Source organism: uncultured Marivita sp. (assembly GCF_947488135.1).
Lineage (GTDB): Bacteria > Pseudomonadota > Alphaproteobacteria > Rhodobacterales > Rhodobacteraceae > Marivita.
On sequence record NZ_CANKYW010000001.1, the window covers coordinates 882,685 to 903,049 of the forward strand.

At 63.5% G+C, this 20,365-nt stretch carries 20 protein-coding genes; 15 read left to right on the top strand and 5 right to left on the bottom strand.

Annotated features, from left to right (window positions below; translation table 11 throughout):
• Nucleotides 1–73 precede the first annotated feature (73 nt).
• From Q1B16_RS04450 to Q1B16_RS04465, 4 genes are read left to right on the top strand one after another with little or no spacing between them, the layout of a single operon-like run.
• Nucleotides 74–1,069 (top strand): ABC transporter substrate-binding protein, encoded by a 996-nt coding sequence (locus Q1B16_RS04450; RefSeq protein ID WP_299785013.1) that lies wholly within the window; start codon nucleotides 74–76, stop codon nucleotides 1,067–1,069.
• Nucleotides 1,059–1,859, top strand: coding sequence for an ABC transporter ATP-binding protein (locus Q1B16_RS04455; RefSeq protein WP_299785014.1), 801 nt, complete (start codon nucleotides 1,059–1,061; stop codon nucleotides 1,857–1,859). Before Q1B16_RS04450 ends, Q1B16_RS04455 begins: the two co-directional genes overlap by 11 nt.
• Entirely contained in the window at nucleotides 1,856–3,451 is a 1,596-nt protein-coding gene (locus Q1B16_RS04460; RefSeq protein ID WP_299785015.1) for an ABC transporter permease subunit, read from the top strand. The genes Q1B16_RS04455 and Q1B16_RS04460 overlap by 4 nt, the downstream gene beginning before the upstream one ends.
• The gene (locus Q1B16_RS04465) at nucleotides 3,448–4,512 is read left to right on the top strand and encodes a glycosyltransferase family 4 protein (RefSeq protein ID WP_299785016.1); all 1,065 of its coding nucleotides are present in this window, start codon (nucleotides 3,448–3,450) and stop codon (nucleotides 4,510–4,512) included. Before Q1B16_RS04460 ends, Q1B16_RS04465 begins: the two co-directional genes overlap by 4 nt.
• A 7-nt stretch (nucleotides 4,513–4,519) precedes the next feature.
• Here Q1B16_RS04465 and Q1B16_RS04470 read toward each other — a convergent pair whose 3' ends face one another.
• Nucleotides 4,520–5,551, bottom strand: a complete 1,032-nt coding sequence (locus Q1B16_RS04470) for a LacI family DNA-binding transcriptional regulator (RefSeq protein WP_299785017.1) — start codon at nucleotides 5,549–5,551, stop codon at nucleotides 4,520–4,522.
• A 144-nt stretch (nucleotides 5,552–5,695) separates the two neighbouring features.
• Here Q1B16_RS04470 and Q1B16_RS04475 point away from each other — a divergent pair, with 144 nt between their 5' ends.
• Together Q1B16_RS04475 and Q1B16_RS04480 are read left to right on the top strand one after the other, a co-directional pair.
• Nucleotides 5,696–6,775 (top strand): fatty acid desaturase, encoded by a 1,080-nt coding sequence (locus tag Q1B16_RS04475; protein WP_299785018.1) that lies wholly within the window; start codon nucleotides 5,696–5,698, stop codon nucleotides 6,773–6,775.
• Nucleotides 6,776–6,810: 35 nt separating this feature from the next.
• Nucleotides 6,811–7,119 (top strand): MocE family 2Fe-2S type ferredoxin, encoded by a 309-nt coding sequence (locus tag Q1B16_RS04480; RefSeq protein WP_299785019.1) that lies wholly within the window; start codon nucleotides 6,811–6,813, stop codon nucleotides 7,117–7,119.
• Between the two features lie 39 nt (nucleotides 7,120–7,158).
• Here the strand turns inward: Q1B16_RS04480 and Q1B16_RS04485 are convergent, their stop codons facing one another.
• Genes Q1B16_RS04485 through iolC form a run of 3 tightly spaced genes read right to left on the bottom strand, consistent with a single transcriptional unit; the run spans nucleotide 7,159 to nucleotide 9,808 of the window.
• On the bottom strand, nucleotides 7,159–7,983 hold the full coding sequence (locus tag Q1B16_RS04485; protein WP_299785020.1) for a class II fructose-bisphosphate aldolase: 825 nt from the start codon (nucleotides 7,981–7,983) through the stop codon (nucleotides 7,159–7,161).
• Nucleotides 7,980–8,819 (bottom strand): 5-deoxy-glucuronate isomerase, encoded by an 840-nt coding sequence (locus Q1B16_RS04490; RefSeq protein ID WP_299785021.1) that lies wholly within the window; start codon nucleotides 8,817–8,819, stop codon nucleotides 7,980–7,982. The genes Q1B16_RS04485 and Q1B16_RS04490 overlap by 4 nt, the downstream gene beginning before the upstream one ends.
• A gap of 11 nt (nucleotides 8,820–8,830) precedes the next feature.
• Nucleotides 8,831–9,808: a 5-dehydro-2-deoxygluconokinase gene (iolC, locus tag Q1B16_RS04495; RefSeq protein ID WP_299785022.1), complete on the bottom strand. Its 978-nt coding sequence runs from the start codon at nucleotides 9,806–9,808 to the stop codon at nucleotides 8,831–8,833.
• A gap of 83 nt (nucleotides 9,809–9,891) precedes the next feature.
• On the opposite strand from iolC, the gene Q1B16_RS04500 reads away from it, so the two are divergent.
• From Q1B16_RS04500 to Q1B16_RS04510, 3 genes are read left to right on the top strand one after another with little or no spacing between them, the layout of a single operon-like run.
• Nucleotides 9,892–11,010: a Gfo/Idh/MocA family oxidoreductase gene (locus tag Q1B16_RS04500; RefSeq protein WP_299785023.1), complete on the top strand. Its 1,119-nt coding sequence runs from the start codon at nucleotides 9,892–9,894 to the stop codon at nucleotides 11,008–11,010.
• Complete coding sequence (locus Q1B16_RS04505) at nucleotides 11,007–11,897, top strand: TIM barrel protein (RefSeq protein WP_299785024.1); 891 nt, start codon at nucleotides 11,007–11,009, stop codon at nucleotides 11,895–11,897. Before Q1B16_RS04500 ends, Q1B16_RS04505 begins: the two co-directional genes overlap by 4 nt.
• A gap of 49 nt (nucleotides 11,898–11,946) precedes the next feature.
• Entirely contained in the window at nucleotides 11,947–13,107 is a 1,161-nt protein-coding gene (locus tag Q1B16_RS04510) for a Gfo/Idh/MocA family oxidoreductase (protein ID WP_299785025.1), read from the top strand.
• A gap of 13 nt (nucleotides 13,108–13,120) precedes the next feature.
• On the opposite strand, the gene Q1B16_RS04515 is transcribed toward Q1B16_RS04510, so the two are convergent.
• Complete coding sequence (locus Q1B16_RS04515; protein WP_299785026.1) at nucleotides 13,121–14,119, bottom strand: LacI family DNA-binding transcriptional regulator; 999 nt, start codon at nucleotides 14,117–14,119, stop codon at nucleotides 13,121–13,123.
• A gap of 148 nt (nucleotides 14,120–14,267) precedes the next feature.
• Here Q1B16_RS04515 and Q1B16_RS04520 point away from each other — a divergent pair, with 148 nt between their 5' ends.
• The 6 genes from Q1B16_RS04520 to iolG all read left to right on the top strand — a co-directional run bounded on the left by Q1B16_RS04520 (nucleotide 14,268) and on the right by iolG (nucleotide 20,365).
• A complete protein-coding gene (locus Q1B16_RS04520) occupies nucleotides 14,268–15,296 on the top strand; it encodes a LacI family DNA-binding transcriptional regulator (protein WP_299785027.1) in 1,029 nt (342 codons plus the stop codon).
• A gap of 143 nt (nucleotides 15,297–15,439) precedes the next feature.
• Nucleotides 15,440–16,255: a TIM barrel protein gene (locus Q1B16_RS04525; protein WP_299785028.1), complete on the top strand. Its 816-nt coding sequence runs from the start codon at nucleotides 15,440–15,442 to the stop codon at nucleotides 16,253–16,255.
• Nucleotides 16,256–16,328: 73 nt separating this feature from the next.
• On the top strand, nucleotides 16,329–17,273 hold the full coding sequence (locus tag Q1B16_RS04530) for a sugar ABC transporter substrate-binding protein (RefSeq protein WP_299785029.1): 945 nt from the start codon (nucleotides 16,329–16,331) through the stop codon (nucleotides 17,271–17,273).
• A 101-nt stretch (nucleotides 17,274–17,374) separates the two neighbouring features.
• A complete protein-coding gene (locus tag Q1B16_RS04535; RefSeq protein ID WP_299785030.1) occupies nucleotides 17,375–18,457 on the top strand; it encodes an ABC transporter permease in 1,083 nt (360 codons plus the stop codon).
• Nucleotides 18,458–18,466: 9 nt separating this feature from the next.
• Entirely contained in the window at nucleotides 18,467–19,249 is a 783-nt protein-coding gene (locus Q1B16_RS04540; protein ID WP_366140140.1) for an ATP-binding cassette domain-containing protein, read from the top strand.
• Nucleotides 19,250–19,360: 111 nt separating this feature from the next.
• Nucleotides 19,361–20,365, top strand: a complete 1,005-nt coding sequence (gene iolG, locus Q1B16_RS04545) for an inositol 2-dehydrogenase (protein ID WP_299785032.1) — start codon at nucleotides 19,361–19,363, stop codon at nucleotides 20,363–20,365.

Consider the following 20,365-nt stretch of genomic DNA (forward strand, 5'->3'; position numbering starts at 1 on the left):
CGCCACAGCCCGGCGCACACTTGCCATTCGCAAAAGCAAAGTTAGCCTTATGACCAAAGAAGAGGTGTATCCCATGAAAAACGTGTTTTCCCGACGCAGTTTCCTGTCAACCGGCGCTGCGGGCCTTGGCCTTGGCGCCTCGGGTCTCTGGCCGAAGCTCGCGCACGCGCAGACGACGGCGAACCTGCAACTGTCCTGGCTGCATTCCGCTCAATTCGCGGGCAGTTACATCGCCATGGATCGCGGCTTCTGGTCTGATGCCGGGCTCGAGGTCGGCTTGCTTCAGGGCGGACCCAATGCGCCCGTTGAACCGCCGGTGGTCTCCGGCACGGCCTTGGTTGGCATCTCGGCCGCCGATTACACCGCTGCGGCGGTCGAGCAGGGGGCACCCTTCAAGATCCTCGGCGTCGCGATGCAGAAGAACCCGTTTGTCGTGGCCTCCCTGCCGGACAATCCGGTCAACGCACCCGCAGACCTCGTGGGCAAGCGGATCGGGATGGCTCTGGCCAATACGCCGGTCCTGCAAGCCCTGTGCAGCCTGAACGGCGTTGATATCAACGGCATCGAAATCGTCCCGACCCAGTATTCAGCCCAACCGCTTCTGGCGGGTGAAGTGGACTGCCTGCTGTGCTGGGAAACTGATCTGCCGGTGGCGATGGCGATGCAGGGCGTCGAAAGCGTGACGATGCTGATGGCGGATCATGGCTATGCGGTCCATTCCCAGACCTACATCGCCACCGAGGACAGCCTCGCCACTCGGCGTGCGGACCTTGTCGCTTTGATGTCGGGCGAGGTCCGGGGCTGGGAAGCCTATCGCGAAGACACCGCCGCCGCTGCAGCCCTGACGGTCGAGATGTTCCCGGATGCAGGTCTCGATCTTGCCACGCAGGAATTGCAGGCGGAGCGTCAGGTGCCGTTGATGTTCTCGGACCTCACCGACGAAAACGGTTTTGGCTCCTGGACGGACGAGGCCGTGGCCGCGAATATCGAAACCCTTGCGCTTCTGGGTCGGACCGTCACGCCCGACCTTTGGGATCGCTCAATCCTAGACGAGGTTCATGGCGCTTGATCCCACATCGCCGCCCGAGGTGATCTGCACCGGGCTGGCCAAGACCTTCGATGGCGGGCTCGACGCGGTCTCACCGACCACGTTGCGCTTTGCCGCCGGGCAGACAACGGCCTTGGTCGGCCCCTCAGGCTGTGGGAAATCGACGATCCTTCGAATGATCGCCGGGCTCGAGACACCGAGCGCGGGCAGCATCTCGATCGGCGGCGCGCCACCCGCCGAAACGTTGCAGAAAGCCGATCTGGCGGTCGCATTCCAGGACCCGTCGCTTCTACCGTGGCGCAGCGTCCGGGGGAACATCGAACTGGCGCTGGGGCTGGCCCGGCGTCCGATTGTGCCGGAGGAGGTGGATCAACTGATCCGCATGGTCGGCCTCGATGGCTTTGCCGAGACCCGTCCGGCGGAGCTCTCGGGCGGGATGCGCCAGCGCGCGGCCATCGCCCGTGCCTTAGCGACGCAACCGAAACTGCTGCTGCTCGACGAACCATTCGGAGCCGTCGACGAACTGACGCGCCAGCAACTGGCGCAGGATCTCCCTCGGCTCTGGGAAGCACGGGGCACGACCACGCTTCTGGTCACGCATTCCGTGCAGGAGGCGGTGATGCTTTCGGATCGCATCCTCGTTCTGTCGCCGCGCCCGGCGGCTGTCGTGGCGGATATCTCGGTCGATCTGCCACGGCCCCGCGACCCCGAATTGGCGCGGGACGCCGCCTTCACCACGCTGGTGGACGACGTGTTCTCCGCCCTGTCACACGGCATGGCGCAGAGCCACCCTCCGCTCGTCGCGCAATGACCGCGCTTCAGGCGACACTGTCGGCACCCGGATCACAGGCGAGACGGTCGCTGCCCGCCATTCTTGGCCTCGTGGGTGTGTTCCTGATCTGGGAGCTTGCGGCGCGCGCCTTCGAGGACGCGTTCGTTCTTGCCGGTCCGTCGGATGTATTGGCCTATCTGATGGCCAATCAGGCGCTCATGGGGCGCGCATTGATGGTCACTCTGTCGAACGCGGCCATCGGCTTTGTTCTGGGCAACCTGGCGGCTGTGCTGCTCGCGCTGATCGCATTGCTCTGGCCGCGCAGCGAGAGCGTTGTCACGGGACTTGCGCTTTTCGTGTTCTGCCTTCCGCTTGTGGCGACGGGGCCGATCCTGCGGGTGTTTTTCGGGCCGGGAGAATGGCCGCAAATCCTGCTCGCGGCCCTGGCGGTCTATTACACGACGCTGATCCCGCTCCTCGTCGGTCTGCGTGCGGCGCCTGCCACGTGGTTCGATCTCGTGCGCAGCTACGGGCGCGGGCGTTTCGCGGCGCTGTTTCACGTGCGAATGATGGCCTCGCTCCCCTATTTCGTCGCGGGGCTTCAGATCGCGGCACCCGCCGCGTTTCTGGGCGCGATGGTCGGAGAGTTCACCGGCGCAGAACGCGGCATGGGCGTTCTGACGATCCGCGCGATGCGGGCGCTCGATGTCGATATGACCTGGGCGCTGGCGAGCGTCGCGACGGCGGTGGCGATCCTTGTCTACCTCGTCATCGGATGGCTGGCCCGCCTTGTCCTGAGCGACGCGCCGCCGGTGATCCTCGCAGCGCCACGCGCGTCGGTTTCGGGCCGCGCGGCGGTCTGGAAATCCACGGTCAACATCGCGCTGACCGTCGGCGTCGTTCTGGGGGTCTGGTGGGGCGCTCTGGCGGTGCTCGATGTCAGTCCCTTCTTCGCCAAAGGCCCGGCCGACGTGTTCGACGCGCTGTTCCTGGCGCCCGACGCGGCAACGACCCGCGCCACGCTCGGATCCGCGCTGATCGACACGTCGGTGCTTTTGCTGCCGGGATATTTCGCCGGGCTGCTGGCTGGGGCGGGGCTGGCGATGCTGGTCGTGCTCGTTCCGGCGCTGACCGGGATCGCGATGACCCTGTCGATTGCCCTGCGCTCGGTTCCCATCGTCACCACGGCACCGCTTGTCGTGCTGCTGGCCGGTCGCGGAGCGGTGGGCACCATCGTTCTGGTCGCCGTCATGGTGTTCTTCCCCACCTTCGTCGCCTGTCTGCACGGCTTGCGGCAAGCGCCGGGGCAGGTCATGGACGTGCTGCACTCCTACGCGGCAGGACCGATCCTGCAACTGATCCGCGTACGTATCCCGGCCATGCTCCCGGCCTTCTTCGCCGCCGCCCGGATGAGCGTGCCTGCCTCGGTTCTGGCGGTCACCGTGGTCGAGTGGCTGGCGACCGGCAACGGGATCGGCAGCCTGATGGCGGTCTCGGCCTCGCTGTCGGATTACGACATGCTGTGGAGCTCGGTCGTGCTGGTCTCGCTTCTGTCCTCGCTGGGCTACGCCGCCGTGGGCGCGATCGAATCCCGCGTTCTGCGCATCTACGCGCCGGAGCAGCTTGCATGACACACTGTCCTGCCGCCTTTGCCATCCCCGGCGATCTGGACACGATCACCGGAGGCTACATCTACGAAAAGCACCTGCTGGAAGGTTTGCGCGCCGAAGGGCATGACGTGCACTACATCCGACTTGGTGCGTCTTATCCCGATCCGACACCGACCGACCTCACGCACGCCATCGACGCGCTTTGCGCTGTTAACCCGGAGCGCGTACTGATCCTCGACGGCTTTGTGTCGGGCGCCACCGAAACCGAAGGGTTGGCGCAGGTCCGCGCGCTCATGGTGGCGATGGTGCATCATCCTCTGGCTCTGGAAAGCGGTCTGTCCGACGCCCGCAAGGCGCATCTCTACAAGACGGAGCGGGACAATCTGGCCCTGATGGAACACGTCCTCGTGCCAAGCCCGCACACGGCGGCGCTTTTGACCGAGCAATACAACGTTGCCCCAGAACGCATCACAATCGCCCGCCCGGGGACACGCCGCCCGCTCGGTCAGTCAAAGCGCATCGACCCACCGCTGATTCTGTCGGTCGGGCTGCTGCACCCGCGCAAGGGGCACGATGTCCTGTTGCAGGCGCTGGCCCGGATCAAGGGGCAGGAGTGGAAGGCCGTGATCGTCGGCGCGCCGCATGATCCAGACCACGCGCGGGCGCTGGCGGACCTTCGAAACACGCTCGGTTTGCAAGACCGCGTCCACTTCGCAGGCCGCATCCCGCAAGACGAACTGGACGCGCTTTACCGCCAGGCGTCCATCTTCGCGCTGGCCACGCGCTTCGAAGGCTACGGGATCGTCTTCGATGAAGCGCTCGCCTGCGGCCTGCCGATTGTCACTTGCCGGACCGGGGCCGTGCCGGACACGGTGCCGCCAGAGGCGGGACGCCTCGTACCGCCGGGTGAGGCAGAGCCCTTCGCCGCCGCCTTGTCCGACCTCTTGACCGATGACATCACGCGCACGCGTATGGCTGCGGCGTCGCAACGGGCGGCGGATCGACTAGCCACATGGGCCGACACCGCGCGCATCGCAAGCGCTGTCCTGAACGACATCGCGAAGCGTCGCACATCCGGCTGATCGGTCGTCAGACCGATTCCGGCGTGTAAAGCAGTGGCTCAAACAGTCTCGGTTGCGCTTGCGCGGGTGGGCCGTCCACCGCCGCTCGGACCATCCGATCCACCAGCGCACGACACAAATCGCTCAGCGGCGTGGCGCTGACCAGAATGGCATAGTGATCTGCCAGCGCGGCACGGCTCTCTGACGTGAGTTCGTTGACGATCAGGGCGACCTTGCCCGGAGGACGCGCTTCGCGCAGCGCGGCGATTGCGCCTTCCATGCCGCCCCCGGCCACATACAACCCGGCGAGGTCCGCATGGCGCTCCAACAGGTCCAGCGTCGCCTCGTACGTCACTTGCCGCGTTTCGAGGTTCACGGCGGTGTCGGTCACGGTGATCTGCGGAGCGTATTCCCGAAGGGCAGTCCGGAACCCGGCTTCGCGAAGCCCGTGGCCATGCCACCGCGCGCCGCCGACGAACACGGCAACCCGGCAGGGACGCTGGAGATGGGTGGCCATCATCCAGCCCGCGATGCGACCGGCCTTCATGTTGTCGAGACCGAAATACCCGGCTCCGGCTTGCCCGGCAAAATCGTTGAGAAGCGAAAACACCGGCCTGCCGCGCGCCTTCAGGGTTTCAATGAGCCGGGACAGGGATGGGTGGTTGATCGCGGTCGCTGCCACCACCTGACCATCCGCCGCCGCGGCCTCGATCGCCTCGGTGAAATCACCGGGCGATTGCGATGGAGAGAAGTTGATGAAGGGCGTGACAGTGGCATCCGGCACGGCGCGGCAGGCGCGGGTGATCTCTTGCGCGAAGCGTTGGTAGAACTCCTGCGAGGGTTTGTGGAGCACGAATCCCAGATCCAATCGCGGCTTGCTGGCATCGCTCAGCGACGCGACCGCGCCGGGCATCGGATAGCCGATCCGCAAGGCCGCCTCGGCAATCGCCTTCGCGGTGCGCGCCGACACGTTGCCCCGGTCGTTCAGCGCCCGATCCACGGTTGCGGTCCCGACACCGGCGGCCCGTGCAAGATCCTGAATGGTGGGCCTGCGGGCCATCGCTCCTCCGGATTGATGTAATTTGCATCAAACGCCGTCTTCTGAATGATGTAATCTGATGTGATCCGATGAGCAATCTGTTTCCGAGCCGGTACAGCCCCCCTATGCTCTCACAAACTCGGATCCATTGCCGGAGGGGGCATCATGGCGACACGCGATTATTCTCTGCTCGGGCCGAACGCCCGACAGGCCGTGGACACCGGCCTCGCCGCGGCGGAGTGGTATCACACCGACATCCCCCGCGCCCGGATGAAGGATCTGATGAAACGCACCGACCAGCCCGCCATCCGCGACACGGCAATCCTCTTTGCGTGCATGGCTCTGTTCGCCGGCATCGGCATCGCGCTTTGGCCGTCGTGGTGGAGCGCACCGTTCTGGCTGGCCTATGGCATGCTCTACGGGTCCGCGATGGATTCCCGCTGGCACGAATGCTCCCACGGCACGGCCTTCAAGACACGGCCCTACAACGACTGGCTCTACCAGGTCGCGAGCTTTTGCATGGTGCGCAATCCGGTCTCCTGGCGCTGGAGCCACGCGCGTCATCACACCGACACGATCATCGTCGGTCGCGACCCCGAGATCGTCGCCATGCGGCCCCCGGCCTTGTTCCGGATCGTGATGAATGTCTTTGGCATCTTCGACGCCTGGCACGGCTGGACGCGGATGCTCTACAACGCGTCGGGTCGTATCCACCCCGAAGAGGCGGCGTATATCCCCGAACAGGAACAACCCAAGGTGATCCGTGTCGCGCGCATCTGGGTGGCGATCTATGCCGCGACCATCGCCCTTGCGCTGGCTCTGGGGTCGATGCTGCCCCTGATGGTGATCGGACTGCCCCGGCTCTACGGCGCATGGCACCATGTCCTGACCGGTCTCATGCAGCACGCCGGTCTGGCGGAAAACGTCACCGACCACCGGCTGAACTCGCGCACCGTCTACATCAACCCGATCTCGCGCTTCATCTACTGGAACATGAACTACCACGTAGAGCATCACATGTTCCCGATGGTGCCCTATCACCGCCTGCCTGATCTGCACGACGCGATCAAACACGATCTGCCCCCGGCCAATACCTCCATGTGGGAGGCCTATGCCGAGATCATTCCCGTTCTGCGCCGCCAACTGGCCTATGAGGACGTGTTCCTGAAACGCGACCTGCCTGCGACGGCCAAACCCTACCGCGAAGATTTCCACAGCGCGGCCCTTGGCACCGCTGCCGAGTGACCGACCGCAAACCTGCCCAATAGAAAGGACCCGGCATGCCCTGGATCGACGCCTGCGCGACCGACGATATCGACCAAGAAGACCTCATCCGCTTCGACCATGACGGCCGCACCTTTGCGATCTACCACAGCCCGGACGGCACCTTTTTCTGCACCGACGGCCTGTGTACCCACGAACAGGTGCATCTCGAGGACGGGCTGGTGATGGACTACGAGATCGAATGTCCCAAGCACAACGCGACCTTCGATTACCGCACCGGCGAAGCCAAGCGCGCTCCGGCCTGCGTGAACCTGAACACCTACGAAACGAAGGTAGAAGGCGGTCGGGTTTTCATCGCTGTTTGACGGGCGGGGCGGCGCCACGCTTGCCCAAATCCGCGCCGATCACCTCAACCCCCCGATCACCTCGCGGGCCTTTTGTGTCAAAGGGTCTTCGACCGCCGACAGGATCGCGATGCGGTCGAAGGCATCCGGCTTTGCGTCCAATGTCTGACGCAAGGCGGTGCCGAAGGCCATGCGCAGCTCGGTGCCGATATTGAACTTGCAGATCGCGCTCGTCCCGGCAAGCGAACGGCGCAAGGCGTGGGACAGGCCCGAGCCGCCGTGGATCACCAGGGGCACGTCCGTGGCGGCCTCGATCCGGGAGAGCCGTCCGCGGTCGATCTGCGCGGAGTGGTCGGTTTGCTGATGCACATTGCCGACAGAGACCGCCATCGCGTCGACGCCGGTGTCTCGTGCGAACCGTGCGGCCTCGTTCGGGTCCGTGCCCTCAGAGGCTGCACCTTCACTGTAGCCGACAAAGCCGATCTCGCCTTCGCAGGACACGCCTGCCGCATGGGCCATCTCGACGATCGCGCGGGTTTGGCGGATATTCTCGTCCAGTGGCAAACGTGACCCGTCGAACATGACCGACGTGAATCCCAGCGCGATGGCCTCTTCGCACTCGGCCACACTGGTCCCGTGGTCCAGATGCGACACGACCGGAACCGATGCCGCATCCGCCAGCGCGTGAAACATCGCCGCCCAGACGGGCAGGGGCATATGCGCCCGCGCGCCCGGACCGGCTTGCAGGATCACCGGCGCGCCTTCGGCCTCGGCGGCGGCCACATAGGCGCGGGCGTCCTCCCAGCCAAGACAGACCAACCCGGCAACGGCGTACCCCTCCCGCAACGCGGGGCGCAGAACCTCGGCCAGCGTCGCGCGGGTCATTTGAACTTGGCCACCATGTCCATGATGCCGGGGATCGTGTGCAGCTGTTCCGCGTGGGTCGGTTGGAAATACTGCTTGAGCGACCGCTGCGACAACCCGCCGAGGATGGTGAAGTAATACATCTCGTACCCCGGCAGAACGCAGCAGGGGTGATAGCCCTTGTCGATCAGAACCGTCGATCCGTTCATCACGTGATAGGCGTCGCCCGGTTCGTTGTCCTCGCGCTGGAGCATCTGGAGGCCCGAGCCGTAATCCGGCTTGAACCGGAAGTTGTAGGTCTCGTCATGCCGCGTCTCGTCCGGCAGGCGATCCGTGTCGTGCTTGTGCGACGGAAACCCGGACCAGCCGCCCGCGCCGACGGTGAACAACTCCGACACCAGCAGGCGGCCCACCCGGTCATGATGGTTCGCGCCGAGGATGTGCTTGATCTTGCGATGGGTCTTGGTGTCGTCGCTGCCGTATTGCACCAGGTCCAGATCGTCCTTGCGGACCGCAAAGGGCGTCAGGGTGGTGTCGAACTTTGCACCGGCGATGAACACTTCAGTGTCCGTCCGCGCCGTGATCCGCGCGCCTGTCCCCGTGGGGACATAGACGCCCTCGGGGTCGCCATCCCACACATCCGCGCCGCGATGGCCGATATCGGCAAAGGTCTCGCCGCCAGTTTCCACGGTCACGGTCCCGGTCGCGGGCACGATGCAGGTCTCGTAGCCGTCAAGCTGGTACGCGTAGCTTTCACCCGCCGTCAGCTTTACGATGTTGAAGTAATTGAGCGGCACCAGCGGGTGATCGACATCGACGATGGGCTGATTGGCGTTGTCATAGGGGGGGATGTGCATGGGGCCTCCTGTCAGGCTGGGCGCATTTTGGCATGCGCCATGAAATCGGTCAGGGCATCTTGGGTCGGCATGGCCGGGGCGCAGCCGACACGGGCCACCACCATTGCAGCCGCAGCGGACCCCTGGCGCACCGCGTCCGCGACGGGCTGGCCGTCCGACAGGGCGGCAAGGAACCCTGCCATGAAACTGTCCCCGGCACCCGTGGGCTTCAGGGCGTCGGTCTCGAAGATACCGGTGCGCGTTTCGCCCTCGGGGGTAATGGTGATCGCGCCCTTTTCGCCCATCTTGTAGATGACGATCTGCGCACCCTCGGCCAGCAGGGCTCGCGCTTTATCGAGGCCCTGGCCCTTGGCGCCCGCCATGAAGTCGAACTCCACATCGTTGCCGATCACGATGTCACAGAGAGCCGCCGCGCGGGAATAGACCTTCGAGGCTTCCTCTGCAGAGGTCCAGGAATAGGGGCGGTAATCGACGTCGAAGATGATCGGCAGTCCCGCTTTCTGCGCGCGGTCAAAGGCATGGAACGTGGCGCTGCGCGACGGCTCTGCGGCCAGAACCGTGCCGGTTGTGACGAGCGCGGAGAACCCGTGATAGGGCAGCGCCTCGACGTCCTGCGTGGTCATGGCGAAATCGGCGGCATTGTTGCGGTAGATGACCGATTGGGTGTCTTCGAGCCTTGTTTCCACAACTGCCAGCGAATTGCGGGCCTCGCCCGCGACCGACCGGACGAAGCGCCGGTCGATCCCGTAAAGGTCGAGCTGTTTCAGGCAAAAGCGCCCCACCGCGTCGTCGGACACGCATGTGACCAGCGCCGCGTCGCACCCCAGACGGCACAGACCGGCGGCAATATTGGCCGACGATCCCCCCAGCGCGGCGGTGAACTCCGTGGCCTCCTCCAACCGGGTTCCCGGTGGATGCGCATAAAGGTCCATCCCGGCACGGCCGATGACGAGGAACCCTTTGCCTTTGAGACGGTCCAGATTTTTCATGTGCGCCTTCATTTTGAGTTGCACGGGTTTTGCGCTGACGATACAGATTTTGCAACCGGTTGCAAGATGCGGGGAGGAACCACATGGCCGAGATCGGAATCGGGATCGTCGGGGGCGGCTACATGGGCAAGGCACATGCCGTTGCCATGGCCTCGGTCGCGACGGTGTTCGACACGCCCCTGCGCCCGCGCCTCGAGATGATCGCGGCCTCCAGCGCCGAAAGCGCCGAGCGGTATCGCAAATCCTTCGGCTTCAACCGCGCCGCACCCGACTGGCAGGCTCTGGTGGAAGATCCCAAGGTCGAGGCGGTGGTGATTGCCTCACCGCAGGACACACACCGCCCCATCGCCGAAGCCGCCATCGCGCTGGGCAAACCGGTGCTCTGTGAAAAGCCGCTTGCCGACTCGCTCGAGGACTCGCGCGCGATGGTGGCGGCGGCAGAGGCGGAGGGCGTGGTGAACATGGTCGGCTTCAACTACATCCGCACCCCCGCCAGCCAGTTCGTCCGGCACCTGCTGGCCGAGGGCACCATCGGCGATGTCACCTGGTTCCGCTGCGAGCATACCGAGGATTTCCTCTCCGACCCCGCGACCCCGTTCAACTGGCGCTGTACCGGACAGGCCAATGGCAACATGGGCGATCTGGCCCCGCACCCGATCAACGCGGCGCTGGCGATGATGGGGCCGATCGCCAAGGTCTGTGCCGATCTCGAAACCGTACATCTCGACCGTACGGGCGGTACGGTCGACAATGATGATCACGCCCAGATCATGTGCCGCTTTTCCTCCGGCGTCATGGGCCACATCTATTCAAGTCGCATCGCGACAGGTCGCAAGATGGGCTACGCCTATGAAATCACGGGCACAAAGGGCGCGATCCGCTTCGATCAGGAGGATCAGAACGCGGTCTGGCTCTACCTCGCCGAAGGGCCCGAGGCGACCCGCGGCTTTCGCAAAATCCTCACCGGCCCCGCCCACCCCGACTACCTGCCGTTTTGCCAGGGGCCGGGGCATGGCACGGGCTACCAGGACCAGATCATCATAGAGGCCAAGGATTTCCTCACCGCGATCCATACCGGCAAGGCGCTCTGGCCGACCTTCCGCGACGGGCTCGAGGTGGCCGAGGTGATCGAGGCCATCCACGCCTCAGCCGCGCGCGGCGGTTGGGTGCCCGTCAGCGAGTTTCAGGAGACCACAGCATGACCATTCGCATCGGCAATGCCCCCTGTTCCTGGGGCGTGGAATTCGCGGCCGATCCCCGCAACCCGCCCTGGCGGCAGGTGCTCAAGGAGTGCGCCGAGGCGGGCTATACGGGGATCGAGTTGGGACCGGTCGGGTTCATGCCCGAAGACCCGGCGGAGCTGGGCGAGGCGCTGTCCGAACACGGGCTGGAGCTGATCGGAGGGGTGGTGTTCCGGCCCTTTCACGACGCGTCCAAATGGGACGACGTTCTCGATGGGGCGACCCGCACGGCGAAGGCGCTTGCCGCACATGGGGCGGAACATTTCGTTCTGATCGACTCGATTTCGCCCCGCCGCGCACCGACCGCAGGCCGCGCCGACGAGGCCGAGCAGATGGACGCGGACGAGTGGCGCGCCTTCGTGCAGCGCATTGAAACCGCGGCAAAAATCGGCGCTGAGGAGTACGGGCTGACGGCCTCCATCCATGCCCATGCAGGTGGGTTCGTGGACTTTGAGCCGGAGCTGGAGCGGCTCTTAAACGAGGTCGATCCGGCGCTCCTGAAGATCTGTTTCGACACCGGGCACCATTCCTATGCCGGGTTCGATCCGGTGGCGTTCATGCAGCGCCACATGGACCGGATCTCCTACATGCATTTCAAGGACATCGACCCGGCGGTCAAAGCGCAGGTCGTCGCCAACCGCACCGATTTCTATGAGGCGTGCGGACAAGGTATCTTCTGCAATCTGGGGCAGGGCGATGTCGATTTTCCGGCGGTGCGGCACGTGCTTGTTGAGTCGGGTTTCGAAGGCTGGTGCACGGTCGAGCAGGATTGCGATCCAACGTTGGACGTGCGGCCCATCGACGACGCGCGCGCCAATCGGGCGTATCTTGGGTCCATCGGCTTCTGACCGACGGGGTCAGACGACGGCACAGGTTTTTCACGAAAGGACAAGCAGAATGGCAAAGCTTCGGTGGGGCATGATCGGCGGCGGCGAAGGCAGCCAGATCGGCCCGGCGCACCGTTTGGGCGCGGGGCTCGACGGGCATTTCGAGTTCACGGCCGGTGCGCTGGATCACCGCCCGGAGGCCGGGCGCGACTATGGCACGCGGCTCGGGCTGGCGGCGGATCGCGCCTATGGCGACTGGCGCGAGATGCTCGAGGGCGAGCGGGGGCGCGACGACCGGATCGAGCTGGTGACCGTTGCCACACCGAACGCCACCCATTTCGAGATCACCAAGGCGTTTCTCGAAGCCGGGTTCCACGTGCTCTGCGAAAAGCCGATGACCATGACCGTGGATGAGGGCGAAGAGATCGTGCGCCTGTCGAAGTCTACCGGGCGCATCTGCGCGGTGAATTATGGCTATACCGGCTACAGCCTTGTCCGTCACATGCGGGCGATGGTGGCGCGCGGCGATCTCGGGCGCATCCGGGTGGTGAAGGCCGAATTCGCCCACGGGCACCACGCCAACGCCGCCGATGCCGACAATCCCCGTGTGCGCTGGCGCTACGATCCGGCGCAGGCCGGGGTCAGCGCGCAATTCGCCGATTGCGGGATCCATGCCCTGCACATGGCAAGCTTCGTTATCGGCCAAGAGGTCGAACGGCTGAGCGCCGACACGGTCAGCTGCATCGAAAGCCGGGTTCTGGAAGACGACGCGATGCTGAACCTGCGCTTCGATGGTGGGACGGTCGGGCGGCTCTGGACGTCTTCGATCGCGGTTGGCAACCAGCATGGCCTGACGCTTCAGGTTTTCGGGGAAAAGGGCGGTTTGCGCTGGGCGCAGGAACAGCCGAACCAATTGTACTGGATGCCGCTGGGCGAACGTTTGCAGGTGATCGAACGGGGCGAGGCGAACCTGTCGCCCGAAGCGGACCGCACCAGCCGCGTCACCATCGGCCATGCCGAAGGGATGCCGCTGGCTTTTGCGAACATCTACGCCGATCTGGCCGAAGCGATCCGCGCCGAGAAAGAGGGCCGCGCCATGGACCCGGCGGCGAACCTTTATCCCCGTGCTGAGGACGGGCTGCGGTCGATGGCCGCGGTGTTTGCGGTGGCCGAAAGCGGTAAGTCCTATGGTGCCTGGGTCGAGGCGCGCCCGCCGATGTTCCGAGGATAAACCGGATCGCGCGTCAGAGCCGCGCGCGCAATGTTTTGCGCTCCACCAATGTGCAGGGCAGCAGCACCATTTGTGGCGGCGTCGAGGGCGTCTCGATTCCCTGTCGGATCAGGTCGACGGAGGTGGCCACGATCTGACGCACGGGCTGGCGGATCGTGGTCAGGCTGATGCGGTCCCACCCGGCCATTTCCATGTCGTTCAGACCGATCAGCCCCAAATCGTCGGGAATGGACCGCCCGGCAGCCCGTGCTGCGTCCATCGCGCCGATGGCAATGACGTCGTCGCCGCAGAACCACGCCTCGACCTCTGGCGCCGTGGCAAGCGCGCGGCTCATGGCGACACGCCCGGCCTCGTAGGAATAGGCTGCGGCGAACTGGACCTCGGGCGCGATCCCGTGTGTGGTCAACTCGGCCTGAAAGCCGGTCAGCCGGTCGCTTGTCGTCGACGCGCTTTGCGGCCCGCCCAGAAAGCCGACCCGCCGATAGCCGCGTTCCATCAGGGTGAGTGCCGCGAGATGGCCCGCCTCGCGGTTGTCGATGCTGACCCGCGCGGTTTGCGGTGTGTCTGATGACCAGCCAAAGGCGTGAACCACCGGGAGGCCCGCGTCGTGGAACACCTTGGCAAAGCCGGGGGGCAGGGTCGATGAGGCGACGATCACCCCGTCCACGTTGTATTGCCGGAGCATCGCCAGGGACTTGGCTGCATCCTCCTCGGCGCTCAGGTTGATCAGAAGTGGCCGCAGCGCCGCCTTTTGCAGCGCGCGGGTGAAGTGGTCGAAAATTTCAAGAAAATAGGGGTTGGTGAAATTGTTGGAGATCAGCCCGACCAAGGTCGTGCGTCCCGTCGTCAGGCTGGAGGCCAGAACGTTCGGATAATAGCCCAGTTCCTGTGCCGCGGCTTCGACCTTGGCACGGGTCTTGGCCGACACGGACGCGCCGGGTGTGAAGGTGCGGGACACGGCGGATTTCGACACGCCTGCGCGGGCTGCGACGTCCTGAAGGGTGATGGGCATCGGTTTCGTTTCCTTTTCGTTGCACCTATCTGTTCCCGGAACTGCAACTTTTGCAACAGGTTGCAAAATTTGCAGTCCAAAACTGTGGCCTTGCCGAAAAGCCATCATTCGTGATGATGCTTACAGATGGATATCCGGAGGTCGCAGTATGGCGCGCAGAGCAACGATCAAGGACGTGGCCCTTGTGTCCGGCTTGAGCACGGCGACGATTGACCGGGCATTGAACGGCCGGGCCAAGGTCCGCGAAGAAACCTTGCGCAAGATCGCCGATGCGGCGCGGGAGGTCGGCTACCACGCGCGCGGATTGCTGGAGCACCGGCTGGATGCGTCTGTGCCCGAACTCAAAATCGGGGTGCTGCTCCTGAAAGAAAAGCAACCGTTCTACCAGGCCTTTCGAAGCGAGATCGAACGCGCCATCGCAGCGCGGACCGACATTCGCGGCAAGGTCACGATCCGGTTTGCAAACTCGCAATCCCCCACGGAATTTGCCGACCTTTTGCAACGGTTGGGAGAGGTGTCGGACGCGGTCGCCGCCGTCGCCGTCAATCACCAAAGCCTTGATAAGGTGGTGTCTGACCTCAAGGCGAAGGATGTGCCGGTGTTTTCCCTTCTCAATGACTTCGCGCAGGGAATTCGGCGCAGTTACATAGGGTTGAACAACATGAAGGTCGGCCGGCAGGCGGCCTGGATGCTCACGCAGACGGCGACGCCGGGGCGCCTGGCGATTTTTGTCGGCGGCAATCGATGGCATGGTCACGACCTGCGCGAAGTCGGCTTCCGGGCTTTCATGCGAGAGAACGGCCCGGGGTTCGAAACACTGGAAACCCTGGTGAATCTCGAGACACGGCAGGTCACTTACGAGGCGACGTTGAGCCTGTTGGAGCGGTATCCCGATCTGCGCGGCATCTACGTGGCCGGAGGCGGTATGGAAGGTGCGATAACTGCTCTGCGAGAGGTGCGCCCACCGGGCAAAGTCCGTCTGATCGTCAACGAAGTAACGGCCGACAGCCGAGCCGGGCTTTTGGATGGATATGTCCAGATGGCCATTGTCACGCCGCTTGCGGAGGTGTGCCAAAGCTTGATCACGCTTGCGATCAAGGCGTGCTCTGATCCGGCGTCTTCGTCGGTCGAGCAGCATTTTCTCGACCCACGGATCATCCTTCCGGAAATTCTATGATGAGGTAAAAGCATCATTGTGAGGCGAGATAAAGCATCATTGATGATGTGAAATGCGCCGCTTGCTGTTGACGGAATCACTCCACCCGGACACTTCTTACGCTACGTTAAGATTGGCGAAGCATTTGGGAGGATGTGATCGTGATGAAACGTGCGCTCAATCACATGACCGTGCCCACGCTTGGCTACGAGGCGTTTCTCGATCTGGCGGCATCTTTGGACTGCGTTGGTGTGGAAGTCCGCAACGATCTGACGCGTTCCTTGTTCGATGGTATGACGGCGCAGGCGGCAGGAGAGATGGCCCGGGACAAGGGTCTCCGGCTGGTCGGGCTAAGCCAGGTCTACCCGTTCAACAGCTGGTCCGACGATATCCTTAAGGAGGTCCGCGATCTCATCACCACTGCGAAATCTTCTGGGGCCGAGACCATCAGTCTGATCCCGCGCAATGACGGCACGCAAACCGGCAATGGCGAACGGCACGCCAACCTGCGGATCGCGCTCAAGAATATCAAGCCGATGGTCGAAGACGCGGGTTTGGTCGCGCTGATCGAACCCTTGGGCTTCGCCCGCTCGTCCCTGCGATCAAAGCTGGAAACGGTGGAGACCATCGCGGCGCTGGATGCGAAGCATGTGTTCAAGATCGTGCACGACACGTTTCATCACACGCTCGCGGGGGGCGGGGCGATGTTTCCGGCGCAGACGGGCATCGTGCATATCTCGGGTGTCACCGATCCGACGCTGGGCATCGACCAGATGGAGGACGCGGATCGCGTTCTGGTCGATGAGCGGGATCGGCTTGGGAATGTCGATCAAATCCGTGCCTTGCTGAAAGCAGGATATGATGGGCCGATTTCCTACGAGTGCTTTTCGCCCGAAATCCACGCCTTGGCGGAACCGCAAGCGGCGATCCGCAAATCGTTCGAATTCATTTCTTCGCAGCTTGCGGCGGAAGCCGCCTGAGTGAAGGGCAACGCCCCTTGGGGGCTCCGGCGAAAAACGGGTGTGCCGGCACCAATTTGGGAGGACTAAACCAATGAAAAAAACCTTGATCGCAGCCGGGCTCGCCGCCCTCATGTCGACGACCGCGATGGCCGAAACCATCGGCGCGTCGATCGCACGCTTCGACGACAATTTCCTGACCGTCATGCGCAACGGCATGGTGGAATATGCCGAAGGGATCGACGGCGTCGATCTACAGGTCGAAGATGCACAGGACGATGTGGCCAAGCAGCTTGACCAGATCAACAACTTCATCGCATCCGGCGTGGACGCGATCATCGTGAACGCGGTGGACACTTCGGCGACCGACGCGATGTCACAGGCCGCCGCCGATGCCGGAATCCCCTTGGTCTATGTCAATCGCCAACCGATCAACGTGGACAACCTGCCGGACAACCAGGCGTTCGTGGCATCGAACGAGATCGAATCCGGCACTCTCGCGGCGTTCGAGGCCTGCAAGATGCTGCGCGCGATGGGTCACGCAGGGGGTGCGCAGGGCTATCTTATGATGGGCCAGCTGTCGAACCAGGCCGCCGTTCAGCGGACCAAGGATGTCGATGATGTGCTGGGCATGGATATGTGCAACTTCATCACGATCGTTGACCGTCAGACTGCGAACTGGTCGCGCGATGAGGCGCAGGATCTGATGACCAACTGGCTGTCTTCCGGCGAAGAGTTCCAGGTCGTGTTCGCGAACAACGACGAAATGGCCATCGGTGCGATCCAGGCGATGAAGGCCAACGGGATCTCGATGGAAGACGTTGTCGTGGTGGGTGTTGATGCCACCCAAGACGCGCTGGTCGCGATGCAGGCTGGCGATCTCGATGCCACGGTGTTCCAGGATGCCTTCGGTCAGGGCGAAGGCTCGGTCGATGCGGCGCTGGCGCTCGCTCGTGGAGAGGACGTCGATCAGAAGGTCTACATTCCGTTCAAGCTGGTCACTCCCGCCAACCTGGACGACTTCATCGACCGCAACTGATTGCGGTTCGAAGAAGCGGGTAGGGCGCGATGCGTGCCCTGCCCGAAACCACGTATCCTGCCCGCAACGGGCGCAGATCAGATCGATCAGGAGTGTCACAGATGGCGGAGATAACGCACGGGACCGGCGGGCTGAAATACGACAACTCGAAGCGCAGCTGGCCGAACGAAGTCAACATTTTCATCGCGCTGGTGATCATCGTCGCGATCTTCGAAATCCTGGGGCAAGTCCTGCCCTACATGAACGGGCAGAGTTTCCTGTTCGACACGAACGACCGGTTCGATTCCATATTCAATGAAGCGCGACTGCGGATCATCATCCTTCAAGTCGCGATCATCGGGATCATCTCGCTTGGCGTGACGCAGGTGATCATCTCGGGCGGGATCGACCTGTCCTCGGGTCCGCTGGTGGCGGCGACGGCGATGATCGTCATGTCCTTCGCGCAGACGGAGTTGGTCAACGGCAACCCGAACCCGAAAGCGGTGTTCGGTCCCTGGGCCTTTGATCTGCCGGTCATCATTCCGATCCTCGTGGGGCTGGCTTTTGGTGCTTTCATTGGGTCGATTAACGGGATGTTCATCGCCTTCACCCGCATCCCGCCTTTCATCGCGACGCTGGGCATGTTCCTGATCTGCCGCGGCATCGCGCAGTGGTGGACTCGGGGGCAGCCGGTGTCCTTTCCGACCGAAAGCTACGCCGCTCTGGGCGCGGGTATGATGCCGGTGGTGTGGTTCGTTCTGCTGGCCATCCTGTGCCACGTGCTTCTGCGCTACACAGTCTATGGCAAGCACACCTATGCCATCGGATCGAACGAGGACGCGGCGCGCATGTCGGGGATCAACGTGAAGCGGCACAAGGTCATGGTCTACATGATCGCGTCGATGTTGGCGGCGTTCGCGGCCATCATCCTGAGCTCCAAAAACCTGACGGCGCAATCCGGTATGGGGCTGTTCTACGAGCTTTACGCCATCGCCATGGCCGTGATCGGCGGGGTCAGCCTGACCGGCGGGCGTGGGTCGATCATCGGGACGGTGCTGGGAGCGATGGTCTTCGGCGTGATCCAATCCGGGTTCACCTATGTGAAGCTCGATGCGTATTTTCAGATCATGGCCATGGGCGCGATTATCATCAGCGCGGTCGTTCTCGACAAATGGCGTCAGCAACGCGCCATGATGCGGTCATAGGGAGGGGCGATCATGTCGGATATCATTCTGGAAACACGGAACCTGACCAAACATTACGGCGGGGTGCACGCCCTTCAGGACGCAACCTTCACCTTGCGCAAGGGCGAACACGTGGCGATCATGGGGGACAACGGCGCGGGGAAATCCACCTTTGTCCGGCAGATCACCGGGGTCGAACAGCCCACGCGCGGAGAGATATACTTCGACGGTAAACCGGTGCATTTCGCGGGCCCGCTCGATGCGCGAGAGGCCGGGATCGAAGCGGTGTTCCAAACCCTTGCGCTGGCCGATGACCTCGACGTGTCGGACAACCTGTTTCTCGGGCGCGAGAAAACGAAGTTCGATTGGCTTGGCCCGTTTCGGTTGCTCGATTACAAGGCGATGCGGCAGGACACGATCGCCGCGTTGGAGAAGACGGCGGTCAAGATCCCCAACATCCGCAACACGATCCAGAACATGTCCGGGGGTCAGCGCCAATGTGTGGCCATCGCGCGCACGGCGACGTTCCACTCCAAGCTGACGATCATGGACGAACCCACGGCGGCGTTGGGTGTGCAGGAAACGGCGCAGGTCGAGAACATCATCCGAACGCTGAAAGAGCAGGGAGAGCCTTTGATCCTGATCAGCCACAACATGCGGCAGGTGATGGATCTTGTGGATCGGATCGTCGTGTTCCGCCGGGGCCGGATCTGCGCCAACCTGCGCAAGGAAGACACGGATGGGCAGGACGTCGTGGCCTATATCACAGGGGCGAAGACCCAGCCGGAATACGATGTCGAGGATGTTGCCTAATCCAACGGCCCCGCGCATAGCGGTGCCATTGCAGGAGCCGCATTGTCGGCTTCGCTGACCATCACACTCAAAGACCCGCGCGGGAAGGCGCGGGCGCGAAAAGGAAGTCCCATGACTGTCAGATTTGCCATTCTTGGCGCGGGCCGGATCGGCCAGGTGCATGCCAAGGCGGTCACCTCCACCGAAGGCGCGACGCTTGTCGCCATCGCCGATCCGGTAGCGGAGGCGGCCAGATCGGTCGCGGATCGCTATGGCTGCGACATTCGCAGCATCGACGATATCGCGGACTCCGATGATGTGGACGCGGTTGCGATCTGCACACCGACGAACACCCATGCCGATCTGATCGAGCGGTTCGCCAAGGCGGGCAAGGCGATGTTCTGCGAAAAGCCCATCGATCTGAGTCTCACCCGCGTGCGGGAATGTCTTGAGACCGTGAAGGCCGAAGGCGCGACGCTGATGGTCGGGTTCAACCGTCGGTTCGATCCGGATTTCATTGCGCTGAAATCCGCGATCGACGGGGGCCGTGTGGGCGAGGTCGAGATGATCACCATCACCTCGCGCGATCCAGGGACACCGCCCATCGACTACATTAAGGTCTCGGGCGGCATCTTTCGGGACATGACGATTCACGATTTCGACATGGCCCGCTGGCTGCTGGGCGAGGAGGTGGAAACCGTGATGGCGCAGGCGTCGGTCCTGACCGACCCGGAGATCGGCAAGGCTGGGGATTACGACAGCGTCAACGTGATGTTGCGCACGGCCTCGGGCAAGCAGGCGGTCATCACCAATTCGCGCCGCGCAACCTATGGCTATGACCAGCGGATCGAAGTGCTGGGATCGGCGGGCATGGTGAGCGCGCGCAATATGGCAGAGGCGAATATCGAGCTTGCAACCAAGGACGGGTTCGGAACGCCGCCGCTGCTCAATTTCTTCATGACGCGCTATGTCGCGGCCTATGCCAATGAGATCGCCGCCTTCGTCGCCGCCGTGGCCGACAATGCACCGATGCCCACAACCGGGCAGGACGGATTGATGGCGCTGGCCCTGGCCGATGCGGCGGTGAAGTCGGTTGAAGAGGGCCGGGCCGTCAAGGTCTCGGAAATCACAGGCTGA